The organism is Pseudomonas sp. KB_12 (genome assembly GCF_052114545.1).
GTDB lineage: Bacteria > Pseudomonadota > Gammaproteobacteria > Pseudomonadales > Pseudomonadaceae > Aquipseudomonas > Aquipseudomonas brassicacearum.
This window is the reverse complement of record NZ_JBFREY010000025.1, coordinates 16,873-33,813: the sequence shown is the minus strand read 5'-3', so window position 1 is coordinate 33,813 and position 16,941 is coordinate 16,873. Positions and strand designations below refer to the sequence as shown.

The following is a 16,941-nucleotide window of genomic DNA, read 5'->3' as shown; positions in this document are numbered from 1 at the left end:
TCATTCCTCCTTGAAGGCTGCAAGCAAGCGTTCACGCAAAGGCTTCATCAGGTAATTCATCAAGGTGCGCTCGCCCGTCACCACCGTGACGTCGGCGAGCATGCCCGGGCGCACCAGCAGGCCGGCGCTCTGCAACGCAACCACGGTGTCGGCGGGAATCTCGACCTTGGCGGAGAAGTACGGTTGGTGTGTCTGCTCATTGATCAACTGGTCCGCCGACACCGTCGTCACCGTGCCGGTCACCGTCGGCGTATCCACCCGTTGCAGCGCGGTGAAATGCACATGCACCGGCAGGCCCGGGCGCAGTTTGTTGGCCATCAGCGGCTCGAAACGCGCGGTGATCGCCATCGGTGCATCCAGCGGCACGACCTGCATCAGGGTCTGGCCGGCCTGTGCCACACCGCCGACGGTATGAATGCTCACGTCCATGACTTGCCCGGCCACCGGCGCACGGATCGCACCGTTGTCGACTTCAAACTGCAAGGCACGAATCTGATCGGCATAACCGGCGGCCTCGGCCGAGACTTCGCTGAGCTGGGTTTCGGCATCGCGACGGAACTCCTGCTGCGCCTGCAAGGCCTTGAGCCGGCTTTCGTTGATCGCCTGGCGAGTCCTGCCGACATCACCCACCCCCGAGGCGATCTGCCCCGCCAACTGGGCTGCGTTGCGCTCGGCCTCGAAGAGTTTGTTGCGCGGAACGTAGCCCTCCCGGGCCAAATCACGCAGGCCTTCGAGCTCCTGCTGCTGGAAGCGCATCTGCGCGTCGTAGTTGCGCTTGACGCCTTCGTAGCCAAGCAATTGCTGCTGCAAGGCCGCGGCTTCGTGCTCGATGATCTGCAAGCGGCTGCCCAGCTCCGCGCGGCGGGTGATGAACAACTGGCTCTGCAAGGCCATGGCCGCCTTGACTCGCGGTTCGTCGGCGTGGGCCAGCAGGTCCGCGGGCCATTGGATCTCGGCGTTGCCCAGGCGCTCGGCAATCAAGCGCGCTTCGATGCTGCGATCATTGAGAAGCTTGCCCAGGGTCACGTCCAGTTGCGATTGCGCCTGCACCGTATTGAGCTGCACGAGCAATTGCCCCTGGGTGACGCGGTCGCCGTCGCTGACCAGTAGCTTTTCCACTACTCCGCCGACCAGCGACTGCACGGCCTTGCGCTCCCCCGCCACCACCACGGTGCCACTGCCTACCACCCCTTGGTCGAGCGGCGCCAGGCAGGCCCAGAGCAGGAAACCGCCCAGCGTCAGGACCAGGAATCCCACGCCATAACGCGCCGCGCTCCCGGCGTCGGTGCTGGCGCTGGGCAGCGTCGTGGTGCTGCGCACGCTCAGCCCTTGCTCGCTATACGCTTGCGCCCCCGGAGTCAGATCACGCATCGCCGCCCGCCTCCCTGACTGCGGCCGGTCTCGGCCCCGGCATCAATGCCTTGAGCACCCGGTCCCGAGGGCCGAACGCTTGTTGAGTACCGTCCTTGAGCACCAGGATGTGATCGACCACCGCCAGTACGTTGGGACGGTGGGTAATCAACACCACGGTACTGCCAGCCGCCTTGAGCGTACTGATGGCCTGCACCAGCGCCAATTCTCCGGCTTCATCGAGGTTGGAGTTGGGCTCATCGAGCACGATCAGCGATGGCCGCCCGTAGAGCGCGCGAGCCAGGCCCAGGCGTTGTTTTTGCCCACCGGACAAGCCAAGCCCACCAGGGCCCAGCGGCGTGTCGTAGCCCTTGGGAAAGCGCAGGATCATTTCGTGGATGCCGGCATGACGCCCGGCGGCGATGATCTTGTCGGCGTCCTGCTCACCGAAGCGGGCGATGTTGTCGGCGACCGTGCCATCGAACAACTCGATGTCCTGTGGCAGGTATCCAAGGTAGGGACCCAAGGCGTCGTGGGACCACTGGCTGATCTCGGCATCGTCCAGCCGCACCGACCCGCCCATGGCCGGCCAGACCCCGACCAAGGCGCGCGCCAGTGTCGATTTACCACTGGCGCTGGGCCCGACCACCGCCAGCACATCGCCTTTGGCGAGGCTGAAATTGATCCCGCGCAGGATCGGCTGCGAAGCACCTGGCGGACCGACATACAACTGTTCCAGGCGCACCGCGCCGGTGGGCGGTGGCAACGGCATGCGCAGGCGCTCGCGCGGGTGCTGGGCCAGCAGTTGGCTCAGGCGCTGGTAGCTCTGGCGCCCGGCGTTGAATTGTTTCCACGAGCCGATGGCGATTTCCACGGGTGCCAGGGCCCGCCCCAGCAACAGCGACATCGCAATCATCATGCCCGCCGACAGTTGGCCTTCGAGCACCAGCAAGGCTCCCAGGCCCAGGGACAGGGACTGCCCGGAGATGCGCACGAACCGCGTCGCCGAGGTGATGCGCGCGCCGCGATCGCTGGCATGGGCCTGGGCGGCAATGATGCGCTGCTGCAACAAGCTCCAGCGCTGGCGCAATGGTCCAAGCATGCCCAGGGCCTGGATGACTTCGGCATTCTGCAGCGTGCTGTTGACATAGATCGACGACTGCACCCCCAGGCGATTGGCTTCGCCCAGGCGCGTGCGCGTCGCCAGTTCACCCCATAGCGCCAAGCCGATCAGCACCAGGGCGAGCACCAGCGTCAGCACGCCGAACCAGGGGTGAAAGATGAACGCCACCAGCAGGAAGATCGGCAGCCAAGGGGCGTCGAGCAACGCGATCAAACCCTGCCCGGTGATCAACTGGCGCAACGTCGCCAGGTCGGTGAGCACCTGCGCCGGGTTGGCGTTGTGCTCGCGCAGGCTGCGGGCAAAAGCGGCGTCGAAAATCCGCTCGCCCAAGGCTTCGTCCAGCCCCGCGCTCATGCGAATCATCACCTCGCCACGGACCCACTCGATCAGGGCACTGAACATGAACAGCCCCAGGGCCATCAAGGTGAGCATGAACAAGGTGGTTTCGTTGCGGCTGGTCAGGACCCGGTCGTAGACCTGCATCATGTAGAGCGACGGCACCAGCACCAGCAGATTGATCACGCCACTGAACAATGCCAGCGCCCAGAACACCCGGCGGTAGCTCAATAAGGCAGCATCAATGTCATGACGCGGATCGAGTAGAAACCCCATGGGAAATCGCCTGCAAGAGAAATGGTCGGTCCAGGACGCAATCCATCGCAAGGCTTTTTTCCCGAGAGTGATCGAGAAAAAACTAATCCAGCTGGCGTGCTGTTATCAGGGGCGATCCTCATCCCTACAGGCGCCAATTACTGACAACGCAGGCGCGGGTTAGTGCCGGTTTGCAGGGGTGTGCTTGCAAGTGGGTGACAGGCGGACGGGCCGCGCTTCAGGACGGAGGTTTTTGCGTCTTGAATGGGCTGAAAAGGCGGTTTTGTTGACGCCAGTAACGTGACGTCAACAGGGCAGAAATGACAGGCTAACCGAGGGAGGCGACGCTCTCAGGCTGAGGCGAATGCCGCGATGTCGCCAGGCCGATAAAGGAAATGATCAGCGCCAGGCCCAGGGTGGTACTGACCTCGCTGCGATGCTCGGGCGTGACCATCATGACCGCCAGCGCCGCCGAGATGAACACGATGACCAACCACGTCAGCCAGGGGAACAACCACATGCGAAAAGGCAGCTCGATATTCTGCCGTTGCAACATCCGGCGCATGCGCAGTTGCGAGATGGCGATCACCAGATACACCAGCAAGGCGATCGCGCCGGAGCTGGCGAGCAGGAACTGGAACAGGCCGGCGGGCATGAAGTAGCTGAACAAGGTGACACCCGCGCCCAGCACGGTACTGGCAATCACCGCCGACCGTGGCACACCGGCCGAGGACGTGACCTTCAGTGCCTTTGGCGCATCGCCGCGGCGCCCCAGGGAGTACAGCATCCGCGAGGCGATGTAGATCGAGGAGTTCATGCAACTGGCCACGGCGATCAACACCACCACGTCCACCAGGAATTTGGCGTGGGGAATGTTCATCAGCTCCAGCGCCCGCTGGTAGGAACCCACTGAAGCCAGGAGCGGATCGTTCCAGGGGACCACGGAAATGACCACGAAGATCGACAGCAGGTAGAACACACCAATGCGCCAGATCACCGAACGGGTGGCCTTGGCAATGTTCTGCGCAGGGTTATCGGATTCGGCTGCTGCGATGGTCACTGCCTCCGTACCGATGAAGCTGAACATGATGGTAATGAACGCGCCCACCACCGCCGACAGGCCATTGGGGGCGAACCCGCCATGCTCCTCCATCAAGCGACTCAGGCCGCTGGCTTCACGCTCGGGAATCCACCCCATCAGCACCGCGAAACCCAGGGAGATGAAGCCGATGATTGCCACGACCTTGGCCATGGCGAACCAGAACTCGAACTCGCCGTATTTGGACACGCTGAACAGATTCGTCACGGCCAACAGAACGATCGACACCGAGGCGAACAGCCAGGCATCAACGGCGGGAAACCACTGGTTCAGCACATGACCGGCGGCCAACGCTTCGATGGGAATCACCAGCACCCAGAACCACCAGTAGAGCCAACCGATGGTGAAGCCTGCCCAGCGTCCGATGGCCTGGTCGGCATAGGTGGAGAAGGAGCCGGTGTCCGGATTGGCAACCGCCATCTCGCCCAGCATGCGCATGACCAGGACCACCAACAGCCCGGAGAACAGATAGGCCAGCATGACGGCCGGGCCGGCGGCGGCAATGGCATGGCCCGATCCCACGAACAGACCCGCACCGATGATTCCGGCAATAGACAGCATGGTGACGTGACGAGGCTTGAAGCCCTGTGCCAAATGGCCGTTCGAATCCTTGAAGCTGGGGCTGGTCATTTTCTTATTCTCTTGTGATCGAACATTGAGACGCGCTTAGGGACGGTCGGTGCTTGTGATTTCATCCTCTCCTGAAGACGGTCCCCGTCGCGAACGTGTGCATGGCCGTTGAAAAGTCGCGCCACGTTACCTGTCTTCCCTCCCGAGTTAGTTACCTGAACGCGCCATCCCCGTGCCTGATTTCGCCAAGTAGGAATGGCGTTTTGCCTCATGCCAGGCGTCTGGATCGCGGCATTCAGCCCCGTCCTTGAGGGAGAGCCATGAAATAAACCCTTTAAAAACTTTACTGGGTTAAGTATTTTGCATGCCTATGCCCGGTCTGTTGTTAACCAGGAACCCTGTGGGAGCGAGCTTGCTCGCGATGGCGGTATTTCAGTCGACTTCAATGCGACTGATCCAACGCTATCGCGAGCAAGCTCGCTCCCACAGGGCTGGTGTACCAAGGCCTTTAATCGCTGCTTTCCAACAAGGACCTCCCGTGAGCGGACTGCGTGAACGTCAAAAAGCCGAACGCCGCCAAGCCATCAGCAAGGCGGCGGTCGAACTGTTCGAGCGCCAGGGTTTCCAGAACACCACCATCGAGCAGATCGCCAACCAGGCCGGTGTATCGGCGCCTACCGTCTTCAAGTACTTCGGCAACAAGCAGGAGATCATCCTGGAGATCCTGCACGACGCCGACCAGCGCGCACTCACGGACACCCGCAACCAGATCCCTGAAATCGAAGACCCGGTCGAAGCACTGTGTTATCTGGAACGACTGTTGACCGGTTACGCGCTGGAGGTCATGCATCCGAGCCTTTGGCGCGAGTTGCTGCCGCTGATTCTGTTTGGCGGCGACAACGGGCTGCCCGAGGGTTATCGCGCCATGAACGATGCGCTCAGGGCCGAAATCAGTGGGCTGATCAGGGAATTGCAACAGGCCGGAAAGCTGCGCGCCGACCTCGACGTCGACCTCGCCGCCTTCCTGTTGAACGACTATTCGCACTTGCAGCTGTTCAGGTTGGTCAACCAGGAACAGCCGGACATCGAGGCCCACTCTACCCAGGTCCGACGTATCACCGAATTGCTCTTCCTGGGCATGCGCGCCTGAGCGAACACTTCACCGATACGAACACTCCACCGATACGGACCCGGCGCCGCAACGCCGGGTCACACTGATCAGCGATGCGTCTTGATGCTGGTCCAGGTACGGGTGCGGATCCGCTCCACCGCCGCCGGCACCGGCTCCAACGCGAACAGAGTCTTGCGCGCCTCGTCCGGTATATACATGGCGGGGTTGTTGCGAATTTCAGCATTGACCAGCGTCGTGGAGTCCTTGTTCGGGTTGGGGTAACCGATCTTGTTGCTGATCCGGGCAATGACGTCGGGACGCAAGATGTAGTTGATGAACGCGTAAGCCTCCTTGGCATGAGGCGCATTGGTGGGCACCATCATCACGTCCGACCACATCGGTGCGCCTTCCTTGGGCAGCGCCATCTCCACCTTGACCCCCTTCCCTGCGTCTTCGGCCAGTCGCTTGGCCAGGGCCACCCCACCGGACCAACCCACCCCGACACAGATCTCACCGTTGGCCAGGTCCATGCCATAGCGCGATGAATTGAAGTAGGTGATGTACGGTCGAACCTTGAGCATGGCTGCCTGTGCCTTGGCGTAATCCTCACGTTTCTCGCTGTTGGGGTCCAACCCTTCGTAGTGCAAGGCAATGGGCACGATCTCGTTGGCGGCGTCCAGCAGACCCACGCCACAACTGGCCAGCTTGGCCATGTTCTCTTCCTTGAACAGGATGTCCCAGGTGTTCATTTGCACATCGGCACCCAGCACCTGGCGCACCTTGTCGACGTTGTAGCCGATCAGGGTCGTGCCCCACAGGTACGGCGCCGCATAGCGGTTACCCGGGTCGCCCACCGCTTCCAGGGACTTCATGAACTCGGGGTCCAGATGCTCCCAGTTCGGCAGTTGGCTGCGGTCCAGGGGTTGGACGGCACCGGCGGCAATCAGGTGGCTGACGTTGGAACTGCTCGGGTAGACCACGTCATACCCGGAGTTGCCGGTCAGGAGTTTGGACTCCAAGGTCTCGACGCTGTCGAACACATCGTAGATGGGACGGATGCCGGTTTCCTCCTCGAAACTCTTGAGGATTTCAGGCGGCAGGTACTCGATCCAGTTGTAGATTCGCACCGTCCGCTCTTCGGCCAGGCTTGCGCCACTGACCAGCATCGAAACGACAGCGCCCAACAAGGTATTACGCAAAGATGTACGCATGATCAAACACTCCAGCGCGGCCGCGAAGGCTCGCGGCACTTAATAGCGGTAGGTGAAGTAGAGTTCCAGCGCGCTGAATTTCCGGTCGTCGCCGAAGATTTGCTTGGCCGCTGCCATCGGCTTGACCCAGTTATAGGACAGCGAGGTGGACAGCGACTTCGAAGGCGCCCAATCCAGGAAGACTACACTCTCGTCGGCAAACCGTTTGTCGCTGACGGCGGTGCCCATGTAGTTTTTTTCGTCGAGCCAGAACTGGTAGTGGATCGCACCGAGCGTAAGGGTTTCGTTGAGGTGGGTCTTGAGTGAGAACTGCTGGACGTTTTCGTTGCTGTTGAACAGCAGGTAGTTGCCGACGACATCACCGATCAGCCAGGTGCTCCAGTCGACGAAGCCCTTGCTCAACGGATCCCAGGCTTTCTGTCGGTTGTCCGTGAGGTTGTCGTCGCCGGAAAAGCTCGCGTAGCGGTAGCCGATCACCGGGGTCAACGGCAGCGTGCCGAAGGTGTAATCCGCCTGGCCGTACCAGGCCTTGGCGTCGTAATCCACGCCTTCGCCGCTGCCTCGCTCCAGGGCGTATTCGGCATTGAGGGTCAGGTCCGCGATGCCCGGCAGCTTGGCGTTCAACGCCCTGACGTTGTACACCAGCATGCCATCGCGGCGGCGCGGCAACGTGCTGCCCTTGGGCCCCATGGCCTTGACCTTCAACGCGGTGGCGCCCAGCGTCACCTGGTCGTCGAGGTTGTAGTCCAGGTTCACGCCACTCATGCGGAAATCACCCAGGTCGCTGTCGGTGCCCAGGCTGAAGCCCTGGACCTTCAACGCGCCATGGTCCCAGGCGATCACCGCCGAATCCTTGAAGGCGGTGCGTGGGGCGAGCCAGTAGGCGCCGTCGTTCAACTGGTCGAGGTTGCCATCCATCACGATGAAACCGTTGCCGATCATGTAGTTCTGGCGACCGCCCGTGACCGTCCACTCCCCGGCCCGGAAACCGCCATAGAACTCTTCGGTCGACACCTTGCCGTCGGAGCTACGGGTGAAGCCACCGGCATCGCCATCACCGAAGGTGGTCGCGCCCACCAGGGAGCCGCCAGCCAACAGGCTGAAATCCGGCTGCACGGCGTATTCCAACTTGATGCCCGGCTTGACGTAGAACTCCTGCCAGTCGATTTTCGTGCCGCCATTCTTGCCGCTGCGCATGTCCACCACGCCGCCGCCAAAATTGACGTTGCGGGTGGACAGGGCTGCGCCACCGGCCGTTAAGTTGACTTCGCCCTTGAGGTTGCCCTCCTCGAAGGTGTAGCCCGCCCAGGCAACCTGGGCGGTCAAGGGTAACCCGAGCACGAGGAACGTTCGGGACAAACGCATCATGGAAACCATATGGAGCTCCTGTGTGATTATTGTTGTTACAGGGCAGTAAATGGCGGCGCAAACCCGCGCCAACACCTGGTGGGGCCAGGTGAGCGGAACGCAAAATTGTTGTGTTTATCGGGTGAAGTCAGGGCGTCAGGTGTGCCGCGATGGCGCGCAACATGCGCACGCTGTCGCCGTCGAATGGGCTGACAGCCTCGCCCAGGGACGACTGCTTGACGATCACCACGCCGGACGGTTTGTCGATGAACAGGTATTGACCATGGATGCCACCGGCCATGAGCGCCTGGCTGTGGTCGTTGAAGACATACCATTGGCTGCGGTAGGACGCGCCTGGGGTCCAGCTCGAGAAATCGGCGCATGCGGCATAGATCGCCGGGTCGGCCCCTGCGGCGATGCCGGCGAGGGCCTCGGCCGAGAGCAGTTGTGTCCCACCCTGGCGGCCATCGTTGGCCAGCAGGCGACCGAAGCGCGCCATGTCACGCAAGGTCGCACTGAAACCGGCACCGGCGACGCTGCGGCCCCAGGGATCGGCCAGGAAGTAGCCGTCACGCTCACAACCCAACTGGCTCCAGACCTCTTGCAGCAACTGGTGACAAGCCTTGCCAGACGCCCGCTCCATGACCCAGGCCAACGCCTCGGTGGTGGCCGTCACGTAATGGAAAAAGCCGCCGTGACTGCCGCGTTTCCTCAGTGAGGGCAAGTACTGATACAGGGATTCGAAGGTCGCGTACTGCGCTGGCGCCGGCTGGAAACCACAGGCGTAACCGTATTGGGAACTCTCTGAATCCGGATCCTCATAGACCTCGCTGTAATCGACGGCCACCGCCATGTCGAACAACTGGCGCACGGTCGCATCGCCGAACGCGCTGCCCGCCAGTTCCGGTACGTAATGGGTGGCGGTCAACGTAGGGTCCAGCAGGCCTTCGCAGACCAGTTGCTCGCCCAAGGCACCGATCAGCGACTTGGTCACCGAAAACATGATGTGTCGGTCCTCGGGACACTGGCCGTTGAAGTAGCGCTCAAACAGTACGGTGTCGCCCTGCAGGACCAGGAAAGCATCGGTCTGGCTGGCGACCAGGTGATCGATCACGCTGATGCTCAAGCCACACTCGCTGTCGAAGTGCAGCTCATCCAGCGGCTGGAGCGCCTGCTTGAACGCGCTGACCGGCCCGCTGCCGGCCTGCACGTCGATGGAAGGACGCAAGCGCGCCAGGTTGCGGAAACCCCATTGGCTGAACGGTGGGCTCATCCAGTTGTGCCAGGTGACGCGGCGGTGGGGTTCGGCGGGAAAGCCTTGCATGAGCGAAGGCGCCAGGCGTGCGTCAAATGGCGATTCGTGAGTCTCGACGTAAAGACTGGCCAGTGAAGGCACGGTGTTCTGATTCATCGGGTTGCCCCTGCAAAATGACTCTGCGTGAAAGCAGATGCAGGGAAATAATTACCCGATGTAATTCTTTAGTCAATAAATCTTTTTATCAGCAATTAGCTAACCGTCGCCGCCTGCGCGGCGTCGCAAGTCCAGGAACTGGCGTTCATGCAGGCCTGTCGCTCTGTTCAATGGCCCTGCCCGGCACCTAATGACTCCGCCATCCGCACCAGGTCAGCGAAGGATTTGGCATGCATTTTTTTCATCGCGTGGCCGCGGTGGATTTTCACGGTGATTTCGCTCAGGTTCATCTGCCCGGCAATCTGTTTGTTCATCAGGCCTTTGGCTGCGAACGTCATCACCTCTTTTTCACGGGCCGTCAGCGTTTCGTAGCGGGCATGCAGGTCCGCAAGCTGACCCTCGACGGCCCGGCGCTTGACGTCGGCCTGGAGTGCGGCTGACACCGCGTCCAACAAATCCTGTTCACGAAAGGGTTTGGCCAGGAAATCCACGGCACCGGCTTTCATTGCCTTGACCGACATTTCGATGTCGCCATGGCCGGTGATGAAAATGATGGGGATAGTGACGTTCGACCCCGCCAACTGACGTTGAAAGTCCAGGCCGCTGCTACCTTGAAGCCGTACATCGAGCACCAGGCAACTGGCACCTTCGGTCTTGGGTTGTTGGAGAAAGTCCGCCGTGGAGGCGAACGTCTCGACGCGTATGCCGACCGAGCGCAAGAGGTTGCTTAATGCATCGCGCATTGAGGCATCGTCATCCACCACGAACACAATTGAATCCTTGCTGCTCGGGTCATTGGATGGGGAATTGCCGTTCATGCACGATCCTCTTGGGGAGTGGGCGGAAAAAAATTGTAGCACAGCGCCTCGGCCCGGAAAGTACGGTAGTAATGGCCCGAACCGTGATGTAGGCGCTATGCAATGAGCTGGGGATGCAGCGCTGATATCAGTGCAAAAAGATGACGAGGCCGATGCAAGTATGCATTGATCTGGCTGCTGTAACTTTCCCCGGTGGTGCACCAACTGCAAAAGTGCTCGCAGTTATTGGATAAGACCCTGTATTGGTCTTCGCCTAGTCGCGAACGCGCCCGATGGGCCACTTCTTCGGCGCAATATTCACAGTGCTCGTCAACTATCCACACGGGCTTGCCTTTGGCGAAATGCTCAAGATCGGTCACTTCGATAGGCCCCGACTTGAGGGAACCGCTGAACCCCGAGTAATGGGCAACTTCTGCGCCGCCAAGGTATATGCCGTGATGCAGGTAGAACCGGCGAGGGCTGACCAGGTGGGCGCCTATGGGCACGCTGCCCAGGGCTTGCTCGATGTTGACCGGTTTCAATGAGACATCCGACATGTCCTTCGGCAGTTGACCCAGGGACGTGGGCGCACTCAAGCGATAGCAAACATTCGTTGTCATCAGTGCCAGGAAAATAAGCACAACGGAACGCAGTGATGAAAACTCATCCACGGCATGGGCAGTTAGATTATTCATGAGAAGAGACTCCGCAACCCTTGAAAACACTGTATCGCCGGGGTTGCGGAGTTTCATTTGTACATGGGACTGATTTCAATGAGCGGTTGATATACAGGTCTTAAACCTAAGTATTAATCAAGACGCTGTCGTTGAGCTCAAGACTGCGATGGGCAGCGTGAATTGAACAGTGGCACCGCGGGGTGGGTTGACGCTTGCCCTCAAACTGCCGCCATGGGATTCGATGATCGAACGACAGATCGATAACCCCAACCCCAAGCCCGTAGGCTTGGTGGTGTAGAAGGAAGTGAAGACCAGGTCGGTACTGTCCGAGGCGAACCCCGGCCCGGTGTCACTGACACTCACCACGATGCACCCGGCATCATCGCGCACCGTGCAGATCAGCAACTGCCGCTTGCCTTCGCTGACACCGCTCATGGCCTCGAGCGCATTCATGATCAGGTTGAGCAACACCTGTTGCAGCTCTACACGGTCGCCTTCGATGGCGGGCAAACCGTCCATGAGCTGCGTCTGTATCGAGGCGCCACTCTTGCTGATCTGGCCACGGGTGAAGTCGATCATCTCGCTGATCGCCGCGTTGATGTCTACCGGTCCCTTTTGCGGTGGTGCCTTGCGGATATGTCCACGGATGCGACCCAGCACGTCCGCCGCTCGGTTGGCATCGAAGATGAGGCGGTCCAGCACCTGCCGGACCTCCCCGATCTCCGGCGGTTGCACGTTCAACCAGCGCAATGCGGCATTGGCGTTGAGGATGGCCGCGGCAATTGGTTGGTTGACCTCATGGGCGATCGAAGCCACCAACTGCCCCATGGTCGCGACACGGTTGGCATGGGCCAGCTCGGTCTGTACTTCGCGATAGCGCCGCTCGCTTTCGCGGATCTTTTCCTCCGCCTGCCTGCGCTCGGTCAGGTCCAGCACAAAGGCGACCCCTTCCCTGCTGCCGGCTTCGAACATCGCCAGGCCGACGATGACCGGCAGTCGGCTGCCATCCTTGCGCAAATATTCTTTCTCGTAGGGTCGAGCATGCCCGGTCAGCAAAGCGTGAGCCAACCTGCGTTCGCTGAGTTCTCGAAACTCAGGGACCGTCAGGTCTGTCCAGCGCAGATGGCCCGAGGCAAGGTCCGCTCGTTCGTATCCCAGCATACGAAGGAACGCATCGTTGGCTTCGATGATCTCGCCGTCGGCGTTCCACACGAGGATCCCAATGATGTTGGCGTCCACGAGGCGCCGGATCTTCGCTTCGCGTTCCGCGACCTCACGGTATAAGCGAGCATTTTCCAGCGAGATGACAGCCTGTGAAGCCACCAGCTTCAACACGGCGATCCGGGTCGGACTGAACACACGGGCCGCCAGATTGTTTTCGAGATAGAGCGCGCCGACGAGCTTGGCCTGGTTCATCAACGGCAGGCAGAGAATCGAACGGGCCCGCTGCTGCCGGATATAGGGGTCTGTGGCGAACGGCGCCTCGGCCACGGCATCGTCAAGGAAAACGCTCTCTCGGGTGCGCAGCACATGATAGAGAATCGACTCGGGCAACAGCGCCGCACTCACCCGCTCATCGCGTAACTGCGTTGTTTTGCCGCCAGTAGTCACTTGCGCCGCGACACGGTGCTCGCCGCCATCGGACAGGATCAACAGCCCGCGTTCGGCACCGGCCTGTTCGATGGCCGTGCACAGGATCATATCGATCAGCTTTTCCAGGACGATTTCGCCCGATACGGCTTGGGAGACCTTGAGTACAGTGGCAAGGTCAAGGTGTTCGACCGGTGTCGCCATCGTTGTCGTCGGGCCGAGTTCAGGCGCTTCGGCCCTCAACGATGGGTACTTGTTCTCCAGTTGCCGCACCTTGCCATCGGCACCCCAACACTGGTAACCGTAGCGGGCATCCTGCAAATAGACCCGAGCAATTTTCCCGAAGCCCCGCGCCGCGTAGAAGCGCGACGCGAGTTCATTGGCAAGCGCCTCGATGTGCACGAAGCCACTCTCTTGCGCGCAATCAATAGCCTGCTCGTAAAGCAACTCGGCGTCGATCATGCGCCCTTCAACACGGGCGATTTCGGCATCCACCAGCGCGGCGCGGCTGGCGAAATTTTCCGGACACTGCTGCGCCCAGGTCTGGAGCCACTGCTGATCGGCAACTATCGCCAGCAAGTGCTGCCCATGCTCGTCTACAGGGAGGCTATCGCAGCGAGCGGCCCGGGCCAGGGCACCATAGAAATGAAACTCGGCTTCCTCGAAGAACGACTGGCAAACCCAGAGTAAACGCTGCGCCTTTGCAGCGGCCTCCAATGCCGCCTCAGCATCGTCGGCCATGTAGCGAGCCTGTAATTTTCGGACCCAGTACAAACACTCAGCCAGTACCAGATCCGGGTTACTGGTCAAGTGGGTTTCGAAGCCTGGCTCGATTAGCTCGCCGTCGTCCAGGCGACCAAAGGTTAGCGTCGAGCCTCGGAGCATCCGGATCAGCGCCAGTTGCGTGATGATGAAATCAGTCACCAACCCGAAGCGTACTTTCCTGGCGTAAACAAGACCCCGCTCGGCTTCGCCTTGTATATCGGACAACAGCTCGCCGGCGAAGAGCAGATCGGCAGTGAGGTTGTTGCCCGCGTAGGCCCCATACGGTAGATCGCCGATTCGATTCGCCGCCGTAAACGAACGACGCAACAGGTCGCGGCATTGCTCCACAGGCTTCATCCAGCGTACGGCAAAGCACGAGAAGCAAAGATAGGTGCTCGCCTCGAATCGAGCCAAACCACGTTTTTCAACGAGCTCGCAGCCAAGCTGACCGAATCGGAAGCCCACTTGGTAATCACCGAACCGGCGACCGGCGACCCTGAATAAATTGGCGTAGAGCAAACATGAAGCATCGCAGTTGCCATGCTCAAGGCTCAGATTGACCGCTTTGCAGATCAACAGGTCCGCCAGGTTCGCTTCACTCTGCAGGGCCGGCGCGAAGAGTTTCCCCAACGCATTGACGGTCACCAGGGATGTCGCATCCTCCATCAACGGCAAGTCGATAAGGTCCTCGATTGCCCGGTCCCCCAGTAACGCTGCGATGCGGTCGTACTCGCTGCGCACGTCATCGTCGCTCGGATGGGCCGACCACTCGATCCCCACATGCCGCAGGTAGGCCAGGCAGACCGCAACCGCACCGTCACTGCGATCCAGGAGCAAGTAGACATCCATTAGCAGGCACGCGACATTGGCCCGCTCGATCACGGTCATGGCGTGATCCGACAACGCCGTGAGACGCTCGTCGGCGGCAGACAGCTGCCCGGTCAGGAGCTCGCATTCGGCGCAATTCAACTCCAGCGCGAAAATCAGCCCATGGCGACGCGCCCAGCAGTCCTCGCCCAACAACTGCGTCCCGGTGGTGAAATAGTTGAGCGCCGACGCATAAGCCGTCGACGCCTTGGCGCGTTGGCCGGCAATCAGGTTGAACGCAGCCAACTGCTCCCGCTCAGCCGGGTCGGTGATCAACACGGCGCCGCGATTGAGCTGGCCGACGATTTCAAAAATCGCCTCTTCCTGCCCTTGCGCGGATGTCTGCGCGGCGAGCAATCGTCCGATTCGCAGGTGCGTCTCGGCGCGCGATTCCTGGGGGATCAACGAATAAGCGGCTTCATGAATACGGTCGTGGACAAAACCATAAGCATCGTCCAGCCGCTCGACCAGTTCCAGGCGAATCGCCTCCCAGAGCATCCCGCGGACCTGCGTCCCGGGAATGCCCAGCACGGTCGAAAGCGCCTCGATCCCGGCGACGTTACCCAGGCAAGCCAGCTGCTGCAGCGCCTGCTGCGTCTCGCCCGGCAGGCGCACCAGCTTGCCGACCATCAGGTCCACGACATTGTCGGTGTAGCCCTCGGTATGAATGCGGTCCGGGTCCCACCACCACTGCCGGGCGTCATGATCGAAGGCCAGCAGTTGCCCGTCGGCGAGCGTTTGCAGGAACTGAATCACGAAGAACGGATTGCCGGCGGTTTTGTCCAGCACCAACTGCGCCAGGGGCTCGATGCGGGCCCGCTCATCATGCAGCGCCTCGACGATTAACTGCTCGATGTGCACCTTGGCGAGCGGCGCCAGCATGATCTCGACGACGTTGCCTCCCGCGTTCCGAATGGTCTGGAGCTTGCCTGTCAGCGGGTGGGTGACATCCACCTCGTTGCTGCGGTAAGCGCCCACCAGCAACAGGTGTCGCACATCAGCGCTGGTCAACAGATCCTCCAGCAAATCGAGCGTGGCCGCATCGAGCCACTGCAAATCGTCGAGAAACAGCGCCAGCGGATGATCTTCGTGGGCGAACACACCGATAAAACGCCGGAACACCAGCAGGAAGCGACGTTGCTCCTGCTGTGGATCAAGTGCCGAAACCGGTGGTGGTTCACCGATGATGAGCTTGAGCTCAGGGATGAGGTCGGTCATGAGCCGCGCATTGACATCCAGCGCCTCCTGCAGCGCGTCACGCCAACTCGCCAGTTCCGTGTCGCTCTTGCCAAGCAGGGTGCGCACCAGGCTCTGGAAGGCCTGCACCAGCGTCGCATAGGGGATGTCGCGGCGGTACTGATCGAACTTGCCGCTGGCGAACAGTCCCCTCGGCGGAACCAGCACCTTGTGCAACTCATTGACCACCGAGGATTTGCCGATACCGGAATAGCCGGTGACCAGGACGAGCTCCGGCGCACTGCTTGCAACGACCCGTGAGAACGCTTCGACCAGGGTGTCGACCTCATGCTCGCGACCATAGAGTTTCTCGGGAATCAACAACCGATCGGACGGGCCATGCTCGCCCAACGCAAAGGCATTGATGTGGTGCTGTTGCTGCCAGTCGGCGAGGCAGCGCCGCAAATCATATTCCACACTCGCGGCGGTCTGATAACGCTCCTCGGCCGTCTTGGCGAGCAGCTTCATGACAATGTCGGACAGCACCTGGGAGATGGTTCCAACCCGCTCGCGAGGTGGCAAGGGTTTCTTGGCGATATGGTAGTGCACCCACTCGATCGGGTCGGATGCCGTGAACGGCAGCGAGCCGGTCAGCATCTGGTACAGCGTGACGCCGAAGGAATAGAGATCACTGCGTGAATCGATCGAGCGATTCATCCTGCCGGTCTGCTCGGGTGCCATATAGGCGAGCGTCCCCGCGAGGGTCTCGGGCGCCTGCCGCTCCCGTGGCAGCCGTGAGGCGAGGCCGAACCCGGTGAGCCTGGCCTGTCCGTCGAAGCAGTTCACCAGAATATGACTGGGCTTGATGTCTTTATGGACGAGACCGCGCTGGTGGAGCTTATCCAGGGCCACGGCGATGCTCACCGCCAGACGCAAGAACGTGGCCGTCTCCATGGGCGCAATCAGCAATTGCACGAGTGGCGTGCCGCCTGGATCCTCAAGCACCAGCTGCGTCTGGGCGCCTTCGCGCACCATCTCCAACGGTCGCACCGACCAGGTGCCATCGAGTTCGTCTTTCAGGCCAAACTCGTGGGCCAGACGGCCAAGGCAGCCGGGACGCGGTTGTTCGGCAGCGGGCCGCGCAACCAGTACGCTGCAATCGCCCTCGACACCCGGACGCAGTTCCCGGCAGAAGACACGTTCACCATCGTCCCATAAAATCTGCATGTGGTTTTCCATCGGCACGCGAGCAATTT

General features: G+C 61.0%; 10 protein-coding genes. 1 reads left to right on the top strand and 9 read right to left on the bottom strand.

Going from position 1 to position 16,941, the window contains the following annotated elements; genetic code table 11:
* The 3 genes from AB4Z20_RS19825 to gabP form a co-directional block, all read right to left on the bottom strand.
* A complete protein-coding gene (locus AB4Z20_RS19825) occupies positions 1–1,371 on the bottom strand; it encodes an HlyD family type I secretion periplasmic adaptor subunit (protein ID WP_214512257.1) in 1,371 nt (456 codons plus the stop codon).
* The gene (locus AB4Z20_RS19820) at positions 1,364–3,085 is read right to left on the bottom strand and encodes a type I secretion system permease/ATPase (protein ID WP_253474360.1); all 1,722 of its coding nucleotides are present in this window, start codon (positions 3,083–3,085) and stop codon (positions 1,364–1,366) included. The genes AB4Z20_RS19825 and AB4Z20_RS19820 overlap by 8 nt, the downstream gene beginning before the upstream one ends.
* Before the next feature lie 307 nt (positions 3,086–3,392).
* Positions 3,393–4,793, bottom strand: a complete 1,401-nt coding sequence (gene gabP, locus AB4Z20_RS19815; protein ID WP_214512255.1) for a GABA permease — start codon at positions 4,791–4,793, stop codon at positions 3,393–3,395.
* Between the two features lie 478 nt (positions 4,794–5,271).
* On the opposite strand from gabP, the gene AB4Z20_RS19810 reads away from it, so the two are divergent.
* Complete coding sequence (locus AB4Z20_RS19810) at positions 5,272–5,883, top strand: TetR/AcrR family transcriptional regulator (RefSeq protein WP_253474357.1); 612 nt, start codon at positions 5,272–5,274, stop codon at positions 5,881–5,883.
* 68 nt (positions 5,884–5,951) lie between these two features.
* On the opposite strand, the gene AB4Z20_RS19805 is transcribed toward AB4Z20_RS19810, so the two are convergent.
* The 6 genes from AB4Z20_RS19805 to AB4Z20_RS19780 form a co-directional block, all read right to left on the bottom strand.
* Entirely contained in the window at positions 5,952–7,055 is a 1,104-nt protein-coding gene (locus tag AB4Z20_RS19805) for a polyamine ABC transporter substrate-binding protein (RefSeq protein ID WP_253474354.1), read from the bottom strand.
* 39 nt (positions 7,056–7,094) lie between these two features.
* A complete protein-coding gene (locus AB4Z20_RS19800; RefSeq protein WP_320390431.1) occupies positions 7,095–8,432 on the bottom strand; it encodes an alginate export family protein in 1,338 nt (445 codons plus the stop codon).
* Between the two features lie 118 nt (positions 8,433–8,550).
* The gene (locus AB4Z20_RS19795; RefSeq protein WP_320390430.1) at positions 8,551–9,813 is read right to left on the bottom strand and encodes a serine hydrolase domain-containing protein; all 1,263 of its coding nucleotides are present in this window, start codon (positions 9,811–9,813) and stop codon (positions 8,551–8,553) included.
* 167 nt (positions 9,814–9,980) lie between these two features.
* A complete protein-coding gene (locus AB4Z20_RS19790; protein ID WP_018601909.1) occupies positions 9,981–10,631 on the bottom strand; it encodes a response regulator transcription factor in 651 nt (216 codons plus the stop codon).
* Positions 10,632–10,726: 95 nt separating this feature from the next.
* Entirely contained in the window at positions 10,727–11,305 is a 579-nt protein-coding gene (locus tag AB4Z20_RS19785) for a lecithin retinol acyltransferase family protein (RefSeq protein WP_258691091.1), read from the bottom strand.
* 117 nt (positions 11,306–11,422) lie between these two features.
* Complete coding sequence (locus tag AB4Z20_RS19780) at positions 11,423–16,912, bottom strand: trifunctional serine/threonine-protein kinase/ATP-binding protein/sensor histidine kinase (protein ID WP_442090476.1); 5,490 nt, start codon at positions 16,910–16,912, stop codon at positions 11,423–11,425.
* Between the last annotated feature and the right edge of the window lie 29 nt (positions 16,913–16,941).